General features: G+C 61.3%; 18 protein-coding genes. 6 read left to right on the top strand and 12 right to left on the bottom strand.

Annotation, left to right across the window (positions count from 1 at the left end):
• Window positions 1-249: 249 nt before the first annotated feature.
• Window positions 250-2,490 carry a choline BCCT transporter BetT gene (gene betT / locus ACP8KU_RS00405; RefSeq protein WP_005276214.1) on the top strand — a complete coding sequence of 747 codons (2,241 nt, stop codon included), beginning with the start codon at window positions 250-252 and terminating at the stop codon, window positions 2,488-2,490.
• Between the two features lie 45 nt (window positions 2,491-2,535).
• A complete protein-coding gene (locus tag ACP8KU_RS00400; RefSeq protein WP_005276211.1) occupies window positions 2,536-4,113 on the top strand; it encodes an aldehyde dehydrogenase family protein in 1,578 nt (525 codons plus the stop codon).
• A gap of 67 nt (window positions 4,114-4,180) precedes the next feature.
• Here ACP8KU_RS00400 and ACP8KU_RS00395 read toward each other — a convergent pair whose 3' ends face one another.
• From ACP8KU_RS00395 to ACP8KU_RS00385, 3 genes are read right to left on the bottom strand one after another with little or no spacing between them, the layout of a single operon-like run.
• A complete protein-coding gene (locus ACP8KU_RS00395; protein ID WP_484483808.1) occupies window positions 4,181-4,900 on the bottom strand; it encodes an SDR family oxidoreductase in 720 nt (239 codons plus the stop codon).
• Window positions 4,901-4,936: 36 nt separating this feature from the next.
• Entirely contained in the window at window positions 4,937-5,476 is a 540-nt protein-coding gene (locus tag ACP8KU_RS00390) for an NADPH-dependent FMN reductase (protein WP_237792271.1), read from the bottom strand.
• A 39-nt stretch (window positions 5,477-5,515) separates the two neighbouring features.
• The gene (locus ACP8KU_RS00385) at window positions 5,516-6,205 is read right to left on the bottom strand and encodes an alpha-ketoglutarate-dependent dioxygenase AlkB family protein (protein WP_023028079.1); all 690 of its coding nucleotides are present in this window, start codon (window positions 6,203-6,205) and stop codon (window positions 5,516-5,518) included.
• A 39-nt stretch (window positions 6,206-6,244) separates the two neighbouring features.
• On the opposite strand from ACP8KU_RS00385, the gene ACP8KU_RS00380 reads away from it, so the two are divergent.
• Together ACP8KU_RS00380 and ACP8KU_RS00375 are read left to right on the top strand one after the other, a co-directional pair.
• Window positions 6,245-6,910 carry a sugar O-acetyltransferase gene (locus ACP8KU_RS00380; RefSeq protein WP_023016471.1) on the top strand — a complete coding sequence of 222 codons (666 nt, stop codon included), beginning with the start codon at window positions 6,245-6,247 and terminating at the stop codon, window positions 6,908-6,910.
• Complete coding sequence (locus tag ACP8KU_RS00375; RefSeq protein WP_484483807.1) at window positions 6,911-9,187, top strand: ATP-dependent RNA helicase; 2,277 nt, start codon at window positions 6,911-6,913, stop codon at window positions 9,185-9,187.
• 1 nt (window position 9,188) lies between these two features.
• On the opposite strand, the gene ACP8KU_RS00370 is transcribed toward ACP8KU_RS00375, so the two are convergent.
• Entirely contained in the window at window positions 9,189-9,959 is a 771-nt protein-coding gene (locus ACP8KU_RS00370; RefSeq protein WP_237799760.1) for a TSUP family transporter, read from the bottom strand.
• A gap of 58 nt (window positions 9,960-10,017) precedes the next feature.
• Between ACP8KU_RS00370 and ACP8KU_RS00365 the strand changes: the two genes are divergently transcribed.
• Entirely contained in the window at window positions 10,018-11,124 is a 1,107-nt protein-coding gene (locus ACP8KU_RS00365; RefSeq protein WP_484483806.1) for an AbrB family transcriptional regulator, read from the top strand.
• Window positions 11,125-11,146: 22 nt separating this feature from the next.
• On the opposite strand, the gene ACP8KU_RS00360 is transcribed toward ACP8KU_RS00365, so the two are convergent.
• Complete coding sequence (locus ACP8KU_RS00360; protein ID WP_237792267.1) at window positions 11,147-12,817, bottom strand: DUF885 domain-containing protein; 1,671 nt, start codon at window positions 12,815-12,817, stop codon at window positions 11,147-11,149.
• Window positions 12,818-12,888: 71 nt separating this feature from the next.
• Window positions 12,889-13,458 carry an LOG family protein gene (locus ACP8KU_RS00355; RefSeq protein WP_484483805.1) on the bottom strand — a complete coding sequence of 190 codons (570 nt, stop codon included), beginning with the start codon at window positions 13,456-13,458 and terminating at the stop codon, window positions 12,889-12,891.
• 108 nt (window positions 13,459-13,566) lie between these two features.
• Here ACP8KU_RS00355 and ACP8KU_RS00350 point away from each other — a divergent pair, with 108 nt between their 5' ends.
• On the top strand, window positions 13,567-14,700 hold the full coding sequence (locus ACP8KU_RS00350) for an ROK family transcriptional regulator (protein ID WP_484483804.1): 1,134 nt from the start codon (window positions 13,567-13,569) through the stop codon (window positions 14,698-14,700).
• Here ACP8KU_RS00350 and ACP8KU_RS00345 read toward each other — a convergent pair.
• The 6 genes from ACP8KU_RS00345 to amn form a co-directional block, all read right to left on the bottom strand.
• Window positions 14,683-15,279: an HAD-IA family hydrolase gene (locus tag ACP8KU_RS00345; protein ID WP_023016466.1), complete on the bottom strand. Its 597-nt coding sequence runs from the start codon at window positions 15,277-15,279 to the stop codon at window positions 14,683-14,685. The genes ACP8KU_RS00350 and ACP8KU_RS00345 overlap by 18 nt on opposite strands.
• A gap of 12 nt (window positions 15,280-15,291) precedes the next feature.
• A complete protein-coding gene (locus tag ACP8KU_RS00340) occupies window positions 15,292-15,645 on the bottom strand; it encodes a hypothetical protein (protein ID WP_023016465.1) in 354 nt (117 codons plus the stop codon).
• A gap of 74 nt (window positions 15,646-15,719) precedes the next feature.
• Complete coding sequence (locus ACP8KU_RS00335) at window positions 15,720-16,208, bottom strand: ferritin (protein ID WP_023016464.1); 489 nt, start codon at window positions 16,206-16,208, stop codon at window positions 15,720-15,722.
• Window positions 16,209-16,493: 285 nt separating this feature from the next.
• The gene (locus ACP8KU_RS00330; RefSeq protein ID WP_023016463.1) at window positions 16,494-17,975 is read right to left on the bottom strand and encodes a SulP family inorganic anion transporter; all 1,482 of its coding nucleotides are present in this window, start codon (window positions 17,973-17,975) and stop codon (window positions 16,494-16,496) included.
• Between the two features lie 21 nt (window positions 17,976-17,996).
• Window positions 17,997-18,509, bottom strand: coding sequence for a phosphoribosyltransferase (locus ACP8KU_RS00325; protein ID WP_005276176.1), 513 nt, complete (start codon window positions 18,507-18,509; stop codon window positions 17,997-17,999).
• A gap of 72 nt (window positions 18,510-18,581) precedes the next feature.
• Window positions 18,582-19,985, bottom strand: a complete 1,404-nt coding sequence (gene amn, locus ACP8KU_RS00320) for an AMP nucleosidase (protein ID WP_005276174.1) — start codon at window positions 19,983-19,985, stop codon at window positions 18,582-18,584.
• Window positions 19,986-20,133 lie beyond the last annotated feature (148 nt).

Raw genomic sequence — 20,133 nt, 5'->3', positions numbered from 1 at the left:
GCGCTTTTTCGCTTTCATTTATGCACAATAGCGCCCCCAGAATACACATCCGGTGGACGTTTTCCCAGATTAATGTATATTTACGGTGTTCGGATATGCATCTAAGTAGATGAAATCCGGGGTCTTTACGCATAGATTGCCCGCATATGATTTATGCCACCAACCTATCTCTCACCCCTCTTTTTCGGGGACTATGGGGCACTCGTGCGAAGGATTCGGTACTTAATCGATCAAGACTAGGAGAAGTAGATGGCTAACCTTGGTCCGCACGACCATGAGGAGTCCCGCACAGGGGACTCCGACACCTCTCTCGCTCGCTCCGCTGGGGATACTCGCTCAGCTGGGGACAAGGGCCGTAAACCGCGCAACCAAGTACGCGCCATCGTCGGCAGCTACAAGGCCGAAACCGGCGATGATGTCGGCGCCGATGAGGTGGCCGCGCCCAAGCCCAATTGGCCGGTCTTTATCATTTCCGGTGTCCTCATCATCGCCATGGCGCTGTACGCGGGCTTCGGGCAGGAGTCCGCGGCGAATACCCTCGCCAGCGTCACCGGATGGATCGGCACGAACCTGGGCTGGTTCTACGTCCTGACCGCCACCATCGCCGTGGTCTTTGTCCTCTATATCGCCTTTTCCAATACCGGCAGCATCCGCATGGGACCGGACCACTCCCGGCCCAAATTCAATACCTTCTCGTGGGTATCCATGCTCTTTGCCGCCGGCATCGGCGTGGACCTCATGTTCTTCGCCGTGGCCGAGCCGGTCACGATGTACATGGATCCGCCGGTGGGCGATGGCGAAACCATGGAGGCCGCCAAAGAGGCCGTGGTCTATGCCATGTTCCACTACGGGCTTACCGGCTGGGCGCTCTATGCGCTGATGGGCATGGCTTTTGGTTACTTCGCCTACCGCCTGAATATGCCGCTGGCTATTCGCTCGGCGCTATACCCGCTCATCGGCAAGCGCGTGCACGGGCCCATTGGTTCGGCCGTGGACATTGCCGCCATGCTGGGCACCGTCTTCGGCGTTACCGCGTCCTTGGGCATCGGCGTGGTGCAGCTGTCCTACGGCTTCCACCTCATCTTTGGCATCGAGCAGGGGCTGGGGCTGCAATCCGCACTCATCATTGTCGCGGTGGTCATTGCGACGCTATCGGCCGTATCCGGCGTGGATAAGGGCATTCGCTTCCTCTCTGAGCTCAACGTGTACCTGGCCATCGCGCTGATGGTTTACGTCGTGGTCTTTGGCAAGACCGCCTACCTCTTCGACGCCATCGTCACCAATATCGGTGACTACGTCTCCAAGTTCCCCTCCTGGACGCTGGAGACCTTCGCCTTTGCTGAGGACCAAGCCAGCGTAGATACCTGGATGCAGTCCTGGACCCTCTTCTTCTGGGCCTGGTGGATTGCCTGGGCAACCTTCGTTGGCCTATTCCTGGCCCGCATTTCCCGCGGCCGCACGCTGCGCCAGTTCATCCTGGGCACGCTGACCTTCCCCTTCCTGTTCATCTTGATGTGGATGTCCTTCTTTGGCAATACCGCCCTGGACATGGTGCGCTCCGGTGATTATCCGGAATTTGCGGAAAACGCCATCAACGTTCCGGAGCAGGGTTTCTATGACATGCTCCAGGAATTCCCTGGCTCCGCCATCGTCATCTTCCTGACCACCTTCATCGGCCTGCTGCTGTATATCACCTCGGCGGACTCCGGTGCGCTGGTCATGTCCAACTTCACCTCCCGCATCACGGATAACCGGCAGGATGGCGCCCGGTGGCTGCGCATTTTCTGGTCCATTACCGTCGGCGCGCTCACCTTGGCGTTGCTGCAGCTCGATGGCATTGCCACCGTGCAGTCCGCAACCGTGGTCATGGGCCTGCCCTTCGCGTTCGTGGTCTACCTCATCATGTTCTCGCTCTGGAAGTCGCTGCGCCTGGAAATCGTCCAACGCGAGGCCCGGAAAACCGCGTTGCACGGCGCCATCAGCAGCCGCACCGAGCGCGAGCCGAGCGATTCCAACCTGTGGAAAAACCGCCTGGACCGCGCCAACTCCTTCCCCACCAAACAGGACATGGATGACTACCTGCGGGGAACTGCCGCCTACGCCCTCGAGCAGGTGGCCACGCAAATGCGCACCCGCGGCTATGACGCCATCTTGCTTACCAGTGAGCTTCCCGATGCCGAATTGCCCCAGCTCGATCTCGAGGTCCGGCTGCACAACGAGCGCCAATTCCGCTACCAGCTCTTCCCGGTTTCCGCGGAGCGACCGGACTTCTGCGAGGGCGACGGCGAGTACTACCGCCTGGAGGTCTACGACATGACCGGTTCGCTGGGCTATGACGTCTACGGCTACTCCGAAAACCAGATCATCAATAACGTGCTGGACCTGTACGAGCGCCACCTGGCATTCCTCTACATGCAGCAAAGCCAGCCGGGCGATTCCGATGTCTCCGATGGCGCCGAGCCGGAACGCACCTGGCGCGAAGATAGTTAAACTGGCGGGCAATACCGCCGCAATTAGAGAAAGGTTGCTTGCACTTTGAGCACCCAGAACACCTTGTTCGATCCCACGACCACCGAACTGCTCCAGGGCGTGCACTCCGGTGATGCCCCGAAATCGCTCTTCATCAACGGCCAGTGGGAGGCCGCCCAGGATGGCGAGACCCGCACCATTGTCTGCCCTGCCGATGGCTCCACCGTCGGCGTCGTCTCTGAGGCTTCTGAGGCAGATACACTCCGCGCCATCCAGATTGCACGTGAAACATTCGATAAGGGCGAGTGGGCCGCAACGCCGTCCGCCGAGCGCGGCAAGATTGTCATCCGCCTGGCGGATTTCATCCGTGAGCACAAGGAGCTTTTCGCCCAAGCCGAATCCGCGGATACCGGCAAGCGCTACGAGGAATCCCTGGGCGATATGGACGATATTGCCAATGCTTTCGAATACTTCGGCACCCTGGCCCAGCACCAAGCCGGCCGCGTGGTCGACCCACAAGACCCCAATTTGCGCTCGCGCATCGACGCCGAGCCGGTGGGCGTCTGCGGCCTGATTACCCCCTGGAATTACCCGCTGCTGCAGGTGTCCTGGAAGGTTGGCCCAGCACTTGCTGCCGGCAATACCTTCGTGCTCAAGCAAGCGGAACTGACCCCGCACACCGCGATGCTGCTCATGGCGGCGCTAAAGGAATGCGGCCTGCCGGATGGCGTGGGCAACCTCATCACCGGCGCCGGCGCTAACTGCGGCAATCCGCTCTCCCAGCACCCCGACGTGGACATGGTCTCCTTCACCGGCGGCCTCGTTACCGGCAAGCTGATTGCAAAGAACGCGGCCGAAACCGTCAAGCGCACGGCGCTAGAGCTCGGCGGCAAGAACCCGAACGTTATCTTTGCTGATGCCAACTTCGACGTCGCCGTGGATAATGCGCTCAACGGCGCCTTCTTCCACTCCGGCCAGGTCTGCTCCGCCGGCTCGCGCATCGTGGTGGAAGAGTCCCTGCACGATAAGTTCGTTGCCGCACTGGTCGAGCGCGCCGAGAAGATCAAGATCGGTGGACCCACCGATGACAAGGCCGAGACCGGTCCGCTTATTTCGGCCGACCACCGCGAGAAGGTAGCAGCCTACGTGGACAAGGCCCGCGAACAAGGCGCCAAGATCCTCACCGGAGGCCGCGCCGCCACCAGCGAGGACACCAACGGCCAGCACGGCACCGGCACCACGGATCTGGGCCAGGGCGTGTACTACCTGCCCACGATCATCGATGGCGCTACCCGCGAGATGGACTGCGTCCACGATGAGGCCTTCGGCCCGACCGTGACCATCGAGACCTTCACCACCGAAGAAGAGGCCATCGAGATCGCAAACGATACCGAGTATGGCCTGGCTGGCGCGGTGTACACCTCCGATGCCGGCCGCGCCGAGCGCGTTGCCCGCGCCCTGCGCCACGGCACCATTTGGATCAATGATTTCCACCCGTACCTGCCGCAGGCGGAATGGGGCGGCTACAAGCAGTCTGGCAACGGCCGCGAGCTGGGCCCCACCGGCCTTGCCGAATACCAAGAGCACAAGCACGTGTACCAGAACCTGGCCCCTGCCGCATGGGATCAGTTTGGCCTGCAATAAGGCTCAAGCAGGAAGATAAAGCCTAGGCCCCGCCCCGCCGCTGCTCTTTGCAGAGGCCCGCGGGGCCTTAGCTTTGCGTGCGCGGCTTAATGGTCATCGTATCCACGTTGACGTGGGCCGGTTGGGCGGCGACCCAGCGGATGGCCTCCGCAATGTCTTCTGCCACGAGGTTGAGCTGGCCGTCATACACCTTGGCCGCGCGTTTCTCATCGCCCTTGAAGCGCACCAAGGAAAAGTCCGTGGCCACGCGGCCAGGATCAATCTCGGTAACGCGCACATCGTGATTTTCTAGCCGCAGCGCGCGGGAAATCACGCGCACGCCGTGCTTAGCGGTGTTATAGCCGGAACCGCCTTCGTACACGGTCCAGCCAGCAATGGAACCGACGTTAATAATTAGCCCGGAAAGATCTGGCACCCGCTCTAACTTGGGCATGAGCGCCTGAATCATGCGCACGGTGCCGAGCACGTTGGTCTCGTACATCCACTGCCAGTCCTCAATGGAGGTATCGACAAGCGGCTCCAAGCCCTTGGCACCGCCGGCGTTATTGACCAAAAGATCTACGCGGTCGAGGTGGGAGACGAACTTGGAAACAGAAACATCGGAGGTAACGTCCAGCTCATAGGCCTCGCCACCGATTTCATTGGCAAGCTGCTGCAGGCGGTCTGTGCGGCGCGCGCCCACGACAACGTGCCAGCCGTCCTTGGCCAAAGAACGCGCGGTGGCCTCCCCAATGCCAGAAGAGGCGCCGGTTACTACTGCTACTTTCTTTTCACTCATGCACCCCATGCTACGCAGCGCGCTGCGCGGTGCAGGGCCTTTTACTTAAAGTGCGTCCTCGAGCTCAGCAAGCAGGGAGTTTGCGCGCTCGTAGGAGTCATCGCTGGGACGGAATTCGCCATCGTTCCAGTCGGTGAAGATATTAAAGTCCAGCTGGTTGCGCAGCTGTGGCATGGAGAAGTTAGCCACGACATTGCGCCATGCCTCGACCGCGCGCACGCCACCGACGGAGCCATAGCCCACGAAGGCCACCGACTTGCCCGCCCATTCCGCGCCGAGCGAGTCGTAGGCATTCTTGAACGGACCAGGCACGGAGTGGTTGTACTCCGGGGTCACGAAGACAAAGCCATCGCAGGCATCGACGGCCTTGGACCACTCCTGCACGTTGGCGTCATCGTACTGCTTATTCGCCGCACCCGGAACAACCTCGCTGGTGAGGATGGGGATATTGAACTTCTTGAGCTCCAACAGCTGGTACTCCACACCGTTCTCGCGGCCTTGGGCGAGGTCATTGACCCACTCGCCTACTGCCTGGCCCGCCGCCTTATCGCGGGTAGAGCCGATGATGATGCCAATTCGGGACATAAGAAAAACCTCTTTCCTTCAACCTTTATGTAACCCGCCCTAGCCTACCGCGCTCGCCGAAACTTGTCTGATGGTGATATTGATTCTGCCTTCCTGCAGCCCGCATCCCTCCGGCAGCGTGCCATCATTTACCCGCACGACCCCGTGGTAGGCAAAGCGCTTCGGCCCGCCAAAGACCACCAAATCACCCGAGCACAAAGTCACATCGTCCCAGGGCTTAGTGCGATTTTCGGTATGGCCTATGCGAAAAAGGGCCTCATCCCCAATCGAAAGCGAAATCACGGGCGCGGGCGATTCCTCGGAGTCATCCACGTGCATCCCCATCGCCGAGCCGGGCGGATAATAATTCACCAGCGCCATCTCCGGCACGAAGTTATCCACCCATGGTTCAAGCTCCGGGGCAACCTGGGCCGCCTGCCGCAGCGCCGCCGGGGCCAATTCCCGCAGGCTATCCGGTACCGGCGGCACCCGCGTGCCTTCCATATTGTCCACGTACCGGTAGCTGGGATAATGCCAATACCTGCCAAGATGCAGCTGAAATACGCTCATCTGCCCGCCCGATTTCAGCCGCGGCTGCACCATCGCCATCGGCGTATGCGCATACGCGCGAGCAATCTCCCGCGTCTCTTCTACAAGGGCCTTTTGCTTGCCGATGCCCACCCACCCCGGCACGTGCCCCACGCCCGGCGCGACGTACGCATTCGGCCGCGGCAGTGAATCAAAAAGCATTCCTCCACTCTAATCGCCACCGCCGTGGAGGCCTCTACAATGGCTCACATGGATGAACAAAAGCTGCACGACCTGCAACGCTACGGCACTTGGGAGCGAATGACCGGTGGGCAGTGGCACCTGCCGGGCATGGGGGACATCGACAAGGAGCACCAGCGCACCTTTGGGCTGATTGGGCAGTTCAACGATCTGCACAACACCGATAAGGAGCAGGCGCAGGCAATCTTGCGGGAGATCCTGCCGGAGGAATCACACGTGCCGGGGGCGCACGCGCCGCTGAATATGGAATACGGCTGCAATATCGTCTGTGGGGAAGGCGTCTTCATCAACTTTGGCAGCAGCATTTTGGCCCAAGCCAAGGTCACATTCGGTGACCGCGTGTTGATTGGGCCCAATTGCTCGTTCATTACGGTGGGCCACCCCGTCAATGATCACGCGATGCGCGAGGGCGGGTGGGAAATCGCCCACCCCATCACCGTGGGGCGCAATACGTGGTTTGGGGCCAATGCCACCGTCATGCCGGGGGTTACCATTGGTGAAAACTGCGTTATTGGTGCCGGCACGCTGGTGACCAAGGATATTCCGGATAATTCGCTGGTCCTGGGCACGCCCGGCCGCGTGGTGCGCACCCTGGACGGCGATGAGGATTCGTGGGAGCGCAAGGATTTGGACGGCCCCGTGGAAGGTTTCGGGGCCGCGCAGTAAATGTTCGATCTCGCCAGCATTGGCGCGGGGCTGCCCGTAGCCGAGACCATCGATTCGCTTCCCCACACCGGAAACGTCGTCATTCAGGCACCGCCCGGCACGGGTAAAACCACGCTCGTGCCACCGGCGCTAGCCAATCATTCCGCAGGGCGCGGCAAGGTCATCGTCACCGCCCCGCGCCGCGTCGCCGTGCGCGCGGCCGCCCAGCGATTGAGCACCCTCAGCGGCACCCCGGAGAAGGTCGGCTTCGCCATCCGCGGCGAATCCCGCACGGGCAGCGAGGTCGAATTCGTCACCCCAGGCGTACTGCTGCGCCGCCTACTCAAAGATCCGGAGCTCGAGGGCGTGGCCGCCGTGGCCATCGATGAGGTCCACGAGCGCCAGCTGGATACGGATCTGGTGCTCGGCATGTGCCTGGAACTGACCGAGTTGCGCGAAGACTTCCGCGTCATCGCCATGTCCGCCACGGTAGACGCGCAGCGCTTTTCCCAGCTCATGGGCGCGCCCGTCCACACCACCGAGGCGGTGACCCATCCCCTGGATATCCAGTACGCGCCACAGCCGGGGCGCGCGGCGGGGTCGCGGGAGTTTTACGGGGGCATCGCCAAGCAGGCAGCCCGCCAGCACGAGTCCACCCTGGTCTTTGTGCCCGGCGTGCGCGAGGTCAACCTGGTGTGTGAGGAGCTTCGCGCGCAGGGATGCAACGCGCTGCCGCTGCACGGCAAGCAGACTACCGCGGAACAAGATGCCGCGCTGTATAGCGCTGAGCAGCGCATTGTGGTGGCCACGTCCATTGCTGAGTCCTCGCTGACAGTACCTGGTGTGCGCGTGGTGGTGGATGCGGGCCTGGCCCGCGTTCCCCGGCGCGATGCGCAGCGCGGCATGTCTGGCCTGGTGACGGTCTCCACATCGAGGTCGAGCGCGGACCAGCGCGCGGGCCGTGCCGGGCGTGAGGCGCCGGGTACGGTCATTCGCTGCTATTCCCAGGACGATTACCAGCACTTTTCCCCGCACACCACGCCGGAGATCCTGTCCGCGGACCTCACCCAGGCTGCGCTGTTTTTAGACTGCTGGGGCGCGGGCCCGGATTTCCCGCTGCTCGATTCGCCGCCCGCCCAAGCCCTTGCGGCCGCGCGCGCCACCCTCGAGCGCATTGGCGCGACGCAGGAACTCGCCCTGCTGCCCACCGATCCCCGCCAAGGCGCGGCCCTTATCCGGCACGGCAGCCAGGCGGCGCCCACCATCGCCGCGCTTGCCGATGCCCCCACCAACACCACCGATCTCACCCGCCGCCCCGCACCGCAGAAGGAAATCAGGCGCCTGTCCCGCCTGGTGGAGGATCTCGGCCCCGCAGACCCCGGCGAGGTCGTCGCCACCGCCTATCCCGAGCAGGTGGCCAAGCGCGTGGGTGAAGACTACCTGCTGGCCAGCGGCACCCGCGCCCGGCTACTGGATAACTCCGGGCTGGACGGCTCGCCGTGGCTCGCCATCGCGGAGGTCACCCTCTCCAATGCCGGAAACCCCATCATCCGCACCGCCGCGCGCATCGAAGAGTCTGCCGCGCTGGATGCCATCGGCGTCACAGAAGAAACCCGCGCCTTCCTGCGTGGGGGCCGCGTGCGCGGGGTCAAAGTCCGGGCGGCCGGGGCGATTGTGCTGTCCGAAACCCCGGTCAAGGTCACCGGCGATGCCGCCGCGCAGGCCCTTGCCGCCGGCATCCGCGAAGAAGGCCTCGGCCTATTTACCTTCAGCGAGAAGGCCCAGAGCTTAAAAGATAGGCTCCGCCACCTGCACGCGCACTACGGCGACCCCTGGCCGGAAGTCGATGCCGCCGATCCCGCCGAGTGGCTTGGGCCCGAGCTGCACCAGATTGCCGCGGGAACCCCCACCGCCAAAATAGACATGTACCCCGCCCTGCAGCGCCTGCTCCCCTGGCCCGAAGCCACCCGCCTGGACGAGCTCGCACCTCAGCGCCTGCCCGTGCCCTCCGGCCGCGATGCCAAGATCGATTGGTCGGGCGAGCGCCCCGTGGTCCACATCAAGTTGCAAGAATGCTTCGGCCTGGCCGAATCCCCGGAGTACTGCGGCAACCGCGTGCAATTCCACTTGCTCTCCCCCGCCGGCCGCCCGCTGGCGGTCACCGATGATCTTGCTAGCTTCTGGTCCGGCCCCTACGCCGGGGTGCGCGCCGATATGCGCGGACGCTACCCCAAGCACCCGTGGCCCGAGGATCCGTGGAATGCCATCGCCACCGCGCGGACCAAGAACCGGATGTAGCCTAACCCCACTGCTGCCAGGATAAATAGCAGCTCATGACCACTACCAAGGTAAGCAGGGCATAGCGGATAAACTTCGTCCCGCCGCTGAGCACCGTCCGCGCGCCCACCTGGGCGCCGAGGATATTGGCGGCGGCCAACGCGATACCAAGGGTCCACCACACGTGGCCGCCAAGGATGAAGGTCACCAGCGCACCGAGGTTCGTGGCGGTATTGACCACCTTGGCCATCGCCGCGGATTTTAAGAAGTTCTGGGAGAAGATGAAGGTAAAGGCCATAATCAGGAACATGCCGGTACCCGGGCCAAAAATGCCGTCATAAAAGGAGATGGCCGCCACCGCCACAAGCCCCGCCCAGGTGCGCCATCCGCCGCGGATGCCGGGAGACTCGGTGGTGCCAAAGCTCGGCTTAAAGGTCACGAAGACGCCCACCACCACTAAGAGCACGATGATGAGCGGGCGCATAATGTCACTATTAAGATTCGCCGCCACACTCGCGCCCAGCCCGGCGCACACGAGGGCGATGAGGGCGTAGCGAACGAGCTCCCCTGCGGGCGGGCGCACCTTGCGCGCCAAGGTCACGGCCGCCGATGCCGTGCCGGATACCGCCGCGAGCTTGTTGGTGGCCAGCGCCGTTGCCGGCGCGAGCCCCGGAACCACGGCCAGCAATAGCGGAATTAGCACGAGGCCTCCCCCGCCGATGACCGCGTCGATCCAGCCTGCCCCCGCCGCTCCCACAAGGAGCACCGCCCACTGCGCCACGTCGATATCCATGAGGAGATCATAAGCCCCGCGGCGGGGAGGTCTAGACTCGATCGGAGACGAGCAGAAGATGGGAGAATACGTGGCACAGCGGCACTGGGGAATAAGCGTAGACACCCACACCATCCTGCGGTGGAGCATCGTGGTCCCCGTCTCCATCCTCTTGGGCTGGCTTTTTAGTATGTGGCACGTGCCGGCCGCGTGGATTTTGGCCGCGATCATCGCCTCCGGCGCCATGGCCCTTATCACCGGTGAAGACCTCAAGGTCAACCGCAAATTTTATGGGCTATCGCGCGGATTCATCGGCATCATGGCCGCGCTGCCGCTGACGGTAGTTTCCTTCGGCCAATTGGTGGGATACCTGCCGGCTGCCATAACCATGTCCTTTGTCACCATCGCGTTGGGAATTTTTTGCGGCGTCATGCTGCACCGCCAGCGGCCACGGGACGTCTCCTCCGAAACCGGCATCCTGTCCATGCTCCCCGGCGGTGCCTCGCTCATGCCCGCGCTTGCCGATGAACTCGGTGCCGACTACCGCTACGTCGCGCTCACCCAATACCTGCGGTTATTGATCGTCTCCATATCCCTTCCCGCCGTCGTGACCTTCCTCGATACGCCGGCCGGAAGGGGCGGTGACTTAAGGCTGGAGGCGGAAACCACCTGGTGGATCATCGCGTTGGTGCTCGTTATCGCGCTGGTCGGTGAAAGCCTTGGAAAATTCCTGCACCTGCCCGCAGCGGCCGTGCTCGGCCCGTTGATCTTGACGGTGCTGGCCTCCTTCTTCCTGCCGGAGGGGCATACGCTGGAGCCGATCTATGCCTTTAAGGTCATCGCCTTTTTATCCATCGGGTGGGTCTGCGGCGGCGGGCTTTCCCTCCCATCGCTCAAGGCCTTTGCCAAACAACTTCCCGCGACGATTCTTTCCATCGCCGCCGTCCTCGGCCTGTGTGCGGCCACGGCGTGGCCGCTGATGCACTGGCTGAATATCAGTTACTTCGAGGCCTACCTAGCCACCAGCCCCGGCGCGCTAGAGACCGTGCTCGCGCTCTCCGCGGAAGGCGGGGCTGGCCCCGTGGTTATCGCGGTGCAGCTCACCCGCCTCATCGCCGTGCTGGTCATTGCCGGGTACCTGCCGCAGCTCATCAGGGCTGTCAGCAAGTTTGCTAAAAGGCGCTAGCCTGCGCGGCTAGCCTGCGCGCTTAGTTATTGAGCACGGCCTCGCGCAGCACCGACATCGGCACCGAGCCAAGAGCCAACGCCTCGGAGTGGAATTCGCGGGCGCTCATGCCCTGCTCTTCGGCGGCGGCGCGGGTTTCTTGCCACAGGCGCTGGCCCAAGGCATAGGACGGGGCCTGGCCCGGCCAACCCAGGTAGCGGTTGACCTCAAAGTTGAGGTTCGCATCATCCATGGCGGTGTTTTCGCGCATGTAGGTCTTCACGTGGGCCTTATCCCATACGCCGGATACGGTGCAGTCCGGTAGCTTCTTGCCCAGGTGCAATCCGATATCCACCACGACGCGGGCCGCGCGCAGGCGCTGGGCATCGAGCAGCCCCATCCGCACACCAGGATCGTCCATGTAGCCGAGCTCGGCCATGAGCTGCTCGGCGTACAGGGCCCAACCCTCGCCGTGGCCGGAATTCCACGTCACCGCGCGGCGCCACAGGTTGAGATCCTCTTGTACCAGGGCAGAACCCAGCTGCAGGTGGTGACCCGGTACGCCCTCATGGTGCACGGTAGTCAGCTCCTGCCAGGTGTGGAAGGTATCTTGGCCCTCCGGCACGGACCACCACATGCGGCCCGGGCGCGAAAAGTCATCGCTGGGCGGGGTGTAGAAGATGCCGCCGGTGCCCGCTGGGTCGATGCAGCACTCGATCTCTTCGACTTCTTCCGGAATGTCGAATTCCTTGCCGTTGAGCTCGGCGATGACCGCATCGGCCTTGCTCTGCATCCACTCCACCAAGGCATCGGTACCGCGCAGGGTATAGCGTTCCTCGTGGTTCAGCTTGCGCATGGCAGAGCGCACCGAGCACTCCGGACCATAAAGCTCGTGCGCGATCTTCTCCTGTTCGCCGCGCAGGTAACGCACCTGGTCAAGGCCCCATTCATAGGCCTCGTCCAAGTCCACGGAATCGCCGACGAAAAGCTTGGAGAAACGCTCGTAACGCTCGCGGCCCACCGCGTCCTTATTAGAGGACTGCGGCTGCAGATCATTAGACAGCCAATCCGAGAACTCGCCAAAGGCCTCCTTCGCCTTCTTTACCTCGGCGGAGTCGGGGTCGAGGCCGAGGCCCTCGAGCATGGAGTCGGCATCGGCAAGCCGCTCGCACTGCACAATGACCTCAGAGATCTGGCGGTGCGGTGCCACCATGCCGTGGGAGGCCGCTTCCTTCAGGGACTCGCGGTAGCCATCGAGGGAACCCTTGACCTTGGACAGGCGGGAGCGAATGGCCTCGCGGTCCTCCTGGGTCTCCTGCGGCATAAGCAGCAGGGAATCCCGGATGGTCTGCACGGGCGAGGCAATATTATTAAGGCTGCGAATATCCTCGCCGTGGTGGTGCAAATCCAGATCTAAGCAGAGACGATCCCGCAAGACGGCGGCGGTGACATAATCCACATCATCGAAGTCATCCTCATCATCGGATTCATCGGTGGTGTCATCCAAGGCATCTAGATCCGCAACCATATCGCGGGTGCGATCAGCGACCGCCTCAAAATAGTCAGGGGAAAAATCCTGCAATTCGCCTTCAAAACCGTCAATTCCCCACGCGGTTGCATCAGTTGGGGATAGCTCGGCTAGGTCGTGAACGAAGTTATCGCACGAAGCGTCCAGTAGAGAGGGCTGGCGCTTAGCGGTCTGCTCAGAACTCATAAGAGGGAAGTCTAACCCTTTATCTTGTTGATAGGCCACCCAGCCCCACCCAAATGTTGCAAACTTGTTAGCTAATCGTTGTTCCACTTCGTGCCCGGGTAGTGCCACTGGACAAAACCATCCAGCACGGCCGCGGGATTTTCCTCTATGACCAGTGCTTTTACAAAGCGAGGCAGGATGAAGCCCGCCTCAGCCATGGCGGCATACATGTCATAAAAGGGCTGCCAAAAACCTTCCACGTCAACCAAGCCAACGGGCCCACGAATGCTGCCCAGCTGTTGTTGGGTCAGTACCTCTGTCACTTCCTCCAACGTGCCCACGCCGCCGGGCAAACAGATAAAGGCATCCGCCAGCTGCTCCATCCGGGTTTTCCGCTCGGCCATAGAATCCACGACCTCGAGGCGGGTCAATCCTGGGTGGGATATTTCTAGGTCCACCAAGGATTGCGGCATGACGCCAGTGACGGTGCCGCCAGCATGGAGGCAGGAATTGGCCACCTCCCGCATGAGGCCAATGTTTCCGCCGCCATACACCAAGTTCAGCCCGCGACGGGCAAGCTCGCCGCCCAATTGTTGTGCCGCTGCACTATAGGCGGGCGAATTACCCACGGCGGAGCCACAATAAACCGCTACTGATTTCATGCGCCCCAGCATAGGGAATTTTTGGCCTACCTCCACCTTTAGACCATTCGGTACACACACCTATGAATAGATTAGACAAAGCAGTCTGTGACACATATACTTTCTTTCATGATCAAACCTGGCCCCGTGTTCACACGCCCCCGTACACCGGCCGCTAAGTGCCTTCACCTGGTGCGTCTGAACCCGATCATTACCCGTAGTGAGCTGGTAGAAGCCACCGGGCTCTCCCAGCCCACCATTACCCGCGCCACCACCGCGCTCCTGAACGCAGGACTCATCCAAGAGCGCACCGACCTCACCCAATCCCAGGGCCGGGGCCGCCCTACGGTCCCCCTCGAGGCCGCGGATAATAACTGGGTACTCGGCGGGATTGCCGTCGGTACCTCTGAGACCTATATCGGCCTCTATGACATCAAGGGCCGCACCGTTTCGGAAGAAGAAATCGCCACCCCCGTCGCCCGCCTGACGGAGGAAGATTTTCTTGAACACATCATGGCCGGCATCAACCGCATGCTGACGGGCCTGGATCGTCGCCTCGTAGCCTTGGGGATTACTACTTCGGGCACCGTGGATGAACAGGGCCTGGTCACCGCGGAGAATCTGGGCTGGCACGGCGTCGATATCGCCGCGCGCCTGCGCTTCCAATTTAGCGTTCCCGTGGTGGTGACCTCCGCCATTTCCGCCATTTTGGGTTCGGAGACGCAGGCCGCCGAGATTGGCACGAACGAACGCGTGCTCCTGCTTTTCGCGGACGATTCTTTAGGATCAGCGCTTTCCGTCGATGACGAAGTAAATTCCATCATCCCGCTGCCGCAGACCCGCTCTGATGTGCTGGGCCACGGCGCTTCCGAACACCTCTTGGCCACCCAGTCCATCCTGGAGGCCGTGCGCCGCCACGGCATCGAGGCCAGTACCCTGCCCGAGGTCGCGACCATCGCCGAGTCCAATTCAGCCGTGCGCGCCATTTTGGATGAGCGCGCCCGCCAGCTGGGCCAGATTACGGCGGACATGCTCCACGAATACGCACCAAAAACCGTGGTCATTGCCGGCGGGGCCTTTACCGGCGATTCCCGCGCGCCCCAGCTTTTTGCCTCCACCGTGCGCGATTCTGCCTCGGACGATCTGGAGCTGCGCATGATTCCAAGCCACAAAGAAATCGTGCGCGCCGTCGCCCGCACCGTGGCCACCGATCAGCTATTGCGCGAGCCATTGGAGCTCGGCCGCTCACTCCAGACCGCGTAGAACCTCACGCGCAGAGTCGATTCCGGTAAATAGGTGGGTGTGCAACCCGCAATAGGTCGCGCCCTCGATGTAGTCGATGCTGTCATCGAAAAAGTGCGTGTCCTTCGGCTGCGCCGCGAGCGCGTCCACCGCCACCCGGTAGGCCTCTGGGTGCGGCTTAGCCACTCCGATATCGCAGCTCAACGTTACCGCCGCACACTCAGTTAACCACGGGTGCTGCGCGCGCACCTGCTCCGCCAGGGTTGTGGGGATATTGGATAAAATCCCCACGCTAAAGCCCTCCCCGATGAGCCCTTTAACCAGCGCCACCATCTCTGGGTCCGCCTCGAGCAGGTACTGATTCTCGCAGGCCACGGCCCCGGCGCAATCAATAGGTTCCATCCCCGCGCGGGCGGCAATCTCGTTCCAGTAGTGGCTATCGCTAAAAATTCCGGCATCGTAATCGGGCCGGAAAAAGTTATAGGCCTCCCAGAATGCCTCTGGGTTTGCCGGCGCGAGGAAGCGCTCCAGTTCAGCGTGCGCTTCCGGCGTGGCGGGGCGCAGCAGCACGCCGTAGAGATCAAACAGCAACTTCGGCATAATGCATCCAGTTTATGCGCGCCTAGTAGCTTGGGTCTGCACTGCCACGATCCCCACCGCGATACCGGCGATAAAAATCACCAGCGCCAGCGTCGCCTGCGCCATCGGCAAAACGATGAGCACGGCCAGCGAGGCCAAAATCAGCATTCCACTCAGGGAATATAGGGAGCGGTTGACCAGCCCGCGCTTGCCGATGACCCCACACGCCAGCATCACCACCCCCGCAAACGGGCTCAGCATGAGCGCCGCAGTGGTTAAAAAGATGCCGAGGGTGACGTGGCTTGAGATGACCGCAGCCCCAATGATGAGACTTAATGCCAATACCGCCAGGGTGGCGGAGAGGGTTGTTTTGAGGTGTGCAGACATACGTCAATCCTCCCACAGCAGCGCAGTGCCATGGGAGGATTGATTTAAATCTTGATGTGTTTGTTATTCACAACTTAGGAGTTGCGGTTAGCCAAACGGGAATCGATGCGCAGCAGGCCAGCACCATCGTTGCCCACCAGCTTGATCTGGTCGATGATCTCAGAAACGGTGTCCTCTTCCTCGATCTGCTCAGCCAAGAACCAGTCAATGAGCTGACGGGAGTCCAAGTCCTGGATGTCAAGGGCAACGCGGGCGATCTCGCGGATCTGCTCGGAGACCTTCTGCTCGTGCGCCAAGGAAGCTTCGAACGCATCCAGCGGGGTGGCAGCCTTGATGGAGCCAACCGGGATATCGTTGAGCTCTACGCGGTAGCCGCGTGCCAAGAGGTGATCCGCAAGCTTTTGTGCGTGAACGCGCTCTTCGCCAGCCTGAGCCATGAACCAATCGCGCATGCCCGGGAAGGACAGGTTGTCCATCTCGTAGGCCAGCTGGGTGTAGACCATAGCGGCGCCGTGCTCGTTAATGACCTGATTGTTTAGCAGGGTTTGCAGCTTCTCATCCATTGCTAAATCCTTTCTGTAGGAATCAATTAATTGGTTGTAGGCACTACAATACCCAAATAAAATCTCCCGTCTAGCAAGGTATGCTTAATCAAACCCGCACCTCAGGGGCATTTTTCAGATTGGATCACCTAAGTTAGTTAAGACAAAGCTGCACCACGGCGCAAAGTTAATATCGCCTAATAGTTCGAGGTCATTGCCCTAAACGGCCAATCTCGCCGCGCTAGGTCGCTCCATTTACCGCCTTGCGGCGGGTACGCCCCCGCACATCAAACTTGCAATGTGATATTAATCACCCAGTTGCCCACTCAGGCGCTCCAGGCGCTGCGCGCTCGCCCCATCGAGGCCCCGAAACTCCACCTCAATGCCGCGATCCGCGTACTTTTTCTGCACCGCATCCAGCGTCGCCACCGTCGAGGCATCCCAGACCTCGGCATCGGTAAGGTCCACCACCACGAAGTCCGTATCAAGCGTGTAATCAAAGGCGTAAACCAAATCATTCGAGGAGGCGAAGAAGAGTTGGCCATGCACCACGTAGGTATATCCATCTACCAACTCAACTTCCACGAGGTGCGCCACCCGGCGGGCAAAGCCAATCGATGCAGCCACCACGCCTAAGACCACTCCTACCGCCAGGTTATGCGTGGCCAGCGTGCCCGCGACCGTCAGCAGCATGACGAGGATTTCAGAAAGCGGCATCAGCTTGAGCGTGCGCGGGCGGATGGAATGCCAATTGACCGTCGTCGCCGCCACGAGGATCATCACCGCGACCAGCGCGGCCATCGGAATGCGGCCTACCGCCTCGCCGAAAAGCAGGCACAGCACGAGGAGGAAGGCGCCGGCGAGGAACGTCGACAAGCGCGTGCGCGCCTGGGATACCTTGACGCCGATCATGGTCTGGCCAATCATTGCGCACACGCCCATGCCGCCAATCGCCGCGGCCAATATATTGCCAATGCCCTGGCCAAAGGATTCGCGGGTCTTATCGGAGTGGGTATCCGTAATGTCATCGACAAGCTTCGCCGTAAGCAGCGATTCCATGAGGCCCACCAGCGCCATCCCAAAGGCGTAGGGCGCAATGATCTGCAGGGTCTCCAGGTTCCACGGAATATCCGGAATGAAAAGGCCCGGCAGCGTCGTGGGCAGCTCGCCCTGGTCCGCCACATCCGGCACCTTCCACCCCGCCGCGACGGCGATGATGCTTACCACCACGATGGTCACCAACGGCGCCGGAATTGCCTGGGTAAACCGCGGCAAAACAATCATGATGGCCAGGCCAATGGCCACCAGCACATAGACCATCCAGGGGACATCAATAAGGTGCGGCAGCTGCGCGGTAAACATCATAATGCCCAGCGCATTGACGAATCCCGTCATCACCGAACGTGGGATAAAACGCATGAGCTTGGCGATGCCCACCCACGCCAACAGCACCTGGATGATACCGGCCGCAAGCACCGCCGCCACCACATAATCATGCCCATACTCGTGGGCGAGCGGGGCCACCACCAGGGCAACCGCACCGGCCGCTGCGGAAATCATGGCGGGCCGCCCGCCGGTAAAGGCGATGGCCATCGCCATAATCACCGAAGAATACAGCCCCACCCGCGGGTCGAGGCCAGCGAGAATAGAAAAGCTTAAAACTTCCGGGATCAAAGCAAGCGCCACCGCCAGCCCGCCGAGCACTTCCTTGCGCAAACGCGCAGGTGAGGAAAATGCGAAGCGGAAACTGGCGATGACGCCGGTGGGTGCAGGCTGCTCGTTAATCACGCCTGCACATACTAGTAGCTACTACGAGCCTTCCTGAAAGGAGCCATCCGCCGTGATGACCGGCAGCACCGACCAGGCAAAGTTGATCCACTTATCCGTCTTCTTCCACGAATAGTCCGGCTCGAAAATGGTCTTCGGCTTGGTGTAGACGACAGCGGAACGCACCTCATCGGCAGTTTCTTCCAAGAAGTTCACCACCAGATCCAAGGTCTTGCCGGAATCGGCCACGTCATCAACGACGAGCACCTTCTTGCCCTTGAGGGAATCCGTATCCAACTGCGGGGACAAGATGATCGGCTCATCCAAGGTCTGGCCAATATCGGTGTAGAACTCCACGTTGATAGCGCCCATGGCCTTGACCCCGATGGCATAACCAATGGCACCGGCCGGGATCAGGCCGCCGCGGGCAACGCCCACGATCAAGTCAGGAAACCAGCCGGATTCCACGATTTGCTCCGAAAGATTCCGGCTCGCTTCGCCGAAGACTTCCCAAGTGAGGTTCTCCCGGTCCGGGTGGATCCAATTCTCAGTCACGATTGCGCGGCTCCTTTTGCGTCATGGGCTTTCTTTGTAGTTTAACTAGCGATACCTACCAAGGGAAAGCAGCTACCGGAAAGGAACCTCTCCCAGCGTCCGCCGCAGCTTGCGAGTGCGCAGGCGCTCCGGATTTTCTGCCAGCTGTTCCACCGCGCGCACCGCGCACATGACGTGGGCTTCCTTGGAGTTGGAATAAAACGCCTGGGCCTGCGCCGGCAGCTTCGGCACGGCGTGCAGCGGCAGATCCGACACGGACAGCAGCGTGCCATAAGGCACGCGGTAGCGGTACCCATTCGCCGCCAAGGCGCACGATTCCATGTCCACCGCCACCGCGGTAGAAGTGCGCAACCACTCCCACAGATCCCGGCTGGTGCGCCACTCCCAATCGCGGTCATCGGTCGATAGCACCGTGCCGGTGCGCATGAGCGAATTATCGCTACCGTAGACCTCATCGACGGCCGCCTCCAGCATGCGCTGGACCTCTGGAATGGCCGGAATCGGTGTGGAAGAAACCACCTGTCGGTCCAAGATGTGGTCGTGGCGCTCGTAGGCATTGCCCAAGATCAGGTCACCGATGCGCATGCGCCCATCCATGCCGGCGCAGTGGCCAATCATGATCCAGGCCTCCGGCCGCAGCACGGCCAAGCAGTCCGTAATGGTCTTGGCATTCGATGGCCCCACGCCGATGTTGATCATCGTGATGCCATCGCCACCTGCGGTAATGAGATCGAACCGGGGCATCTGAAAGCGCGAGGTCAGCGTTAGCCCATCCAGGTCGAGGTCCACCGCATCATTAGGGTGAATGGTCTCCCCATTGGGCAATACCAGCGCCGTATAACGCGAATCCTCCTTGGTCAGCTCGCGCAGGCCGAATTTCACGAATTCCGTGGTATGCATCGCGTAATTGGTAAACAGAATGTATTTCTGCACCGTATCGACCTCGATGCCGGTGTAATGCTCAATGCGCGCACAGGCAATATCGAAGCGCTGCGCCCCGAAGTGAAAGAGCGGCTTTTCCCCGCCGTGAAACGCATCCCACTCGCCATCAATAATCGCATCATTGACCTCATCCAAGGTCGGGCGCGGAATGGGGCCGCGTTCCTGCGGCGCCGCCGGGGCATCTTTGATGTATTCCGGCGGAATGCGCTCATCCGATTGGCCCACGAAGATATCGCACGGATAATTGTTAGTCAGCCGAGTCAGCTGCTCGTGCAAGTACTCTCGGATGATGTGCGGCTTGGAGACGACCGCAGAATACTTGCCGGCCTCGTCCACATAGCCAAAGGGCTCGGAGCGGTCGATCGGCTGCCATTTACGGATCTCCACGGTCACCTTGGGATAAACCACATGGCGATAATCATCGAGGGTGCCGGAGGCAAGAGCCTCGCGCGCCATCTCGCACGAGGTTTCATAATGCTCAATTAAGCGAGTCACCGCTTCATCTACGGAGTGGACATGCTGCAGATCGGTCATAACCGCGAGTTTAGCGGGGACAGCGCAGTACGGCAGCGGAGTCTTTTCCAGCTCTGAATCCGGAACACCCACTTGGTATCGTTAGCTCTATGCCTGCCACTAATATTGGGGTGGAGCTTTTTGCCGCCACCCGTGAATTTCCCGTTGA

This window comes from Corynebacterium sp. LaCa_282 (assembly GCF_057198125.1).
Note: the sequence above shows the minus strand (reverse complement) of the source record. Positions and strands in the feature narration are given on the sequence as shown.

Bases quoted from the DNA above. Each gene is read 5' to 3' on its own strand.
- ACP8KU_RS00340 (WP_023016465.1), bottom strand. From the start codon at position 15,645: ATGTCTGCACACCTCAAAACAACCCTCTCCGCCACCCTGGCGGTATTG.
- betT (WP_005276214.1), top strand. From the start codon at position 250: ATGGCTAACCTTGGTCCGCACGACCATGAGGAGTCCCGCACAGGGGAC.
- ACP8KU_RS00370 (WP_237799760.1), bottom strand. From the start codon at position 9,959: ATGGATATCGACGTGGCGCAGTGGGCGGTGCTCCTTGTGGGAGCGGCG.
- ACP8KU_RS00385 (WP_023028079.1), bottom strand. From the start codon at position 6,205: ATGCTTTTTGATTCACTGCCGCGGCCGAATGCGTACGTCGCGCCGGGC.
- amn (WP_005276174.1), bottom strand. From the start codon at position 19,985: ATGACCGATCTGCAGCATGTCCACTCCGTAGATGAAGCGGTGACTCGC.
- ACP8KU_RS00355 (WP_484483805.1), bottom strand. From the start codon at position 13,458: ATGAAATCAGTAGCGGTTTATTGTGGCTCCGCCGTGGGTAATTCGCCC.
- ACP8KU_RS00345 (WP_023016466.1), bottom strand. From the start codon at position 15,279: ATGCCGAAGTTGCTGTTTGATCTCTACGGCGTGCTGCTGCGCCCCGCC.
- ACP8KU_RS00335 (WP_023016464.1), bottom strand. From the start codon at position 16,208: ATGGATGAGAAGCTGCAAACCCTGCTAAACAATCAGGTCATTAACGAG.
- ACP8KU_RS00380 (WP_023016471.1), top strand. From the start codon at position 6,245: ATGGCTCACATGGATGAACAAAAGCTGCACGACCTGCAACGCTACGGC.
- ACP8KU_RS00375 (WP_484483807.1), top strand. From the start codon at position 6,911: ATGTTCGATCTCGCCAGCATTGGCGCGGGGCTGCCCGTAGCCGAGACC.
- ACP8KU_RS00350 (WP_484483804.1), top strand. From the start codon at position 13,567: ATGATCAAACCTGGCCCCGTGTTCACACGCCCCCGTACACCGGCCGCT.
- ACP8KU_RS00390 (WP_237792271.1), bottom strand. From the start codon at position 5,476: ATGTCCCGAATTGGCATCATCATCGGCTCTACCCGCGATAAGGCGGCG.
- ACP8KU_RS00395 (WP_484483808.1), bottom strand. From the start codon at position 4,900: ATGGGGTGCATGAGTGAAAAGAAAGTAGCAGTAGTAACCGGCGCCTCT.
- ACP8KU_RS00360 (WP_237792267.1), bottom strand. From the start codon at position 12,817: ATGAGTTCTGAGCAGACCGCTAAGCGCCAGCCCTCTCTACTGGACGCT.
- ACP8KU_RS00365 (WP_484483806.1), top strand. From the start codon at position 10,018: ATGGGAGAATACGTGGCACAGCGGCACTGGGGAATAAGCGTAGACACC.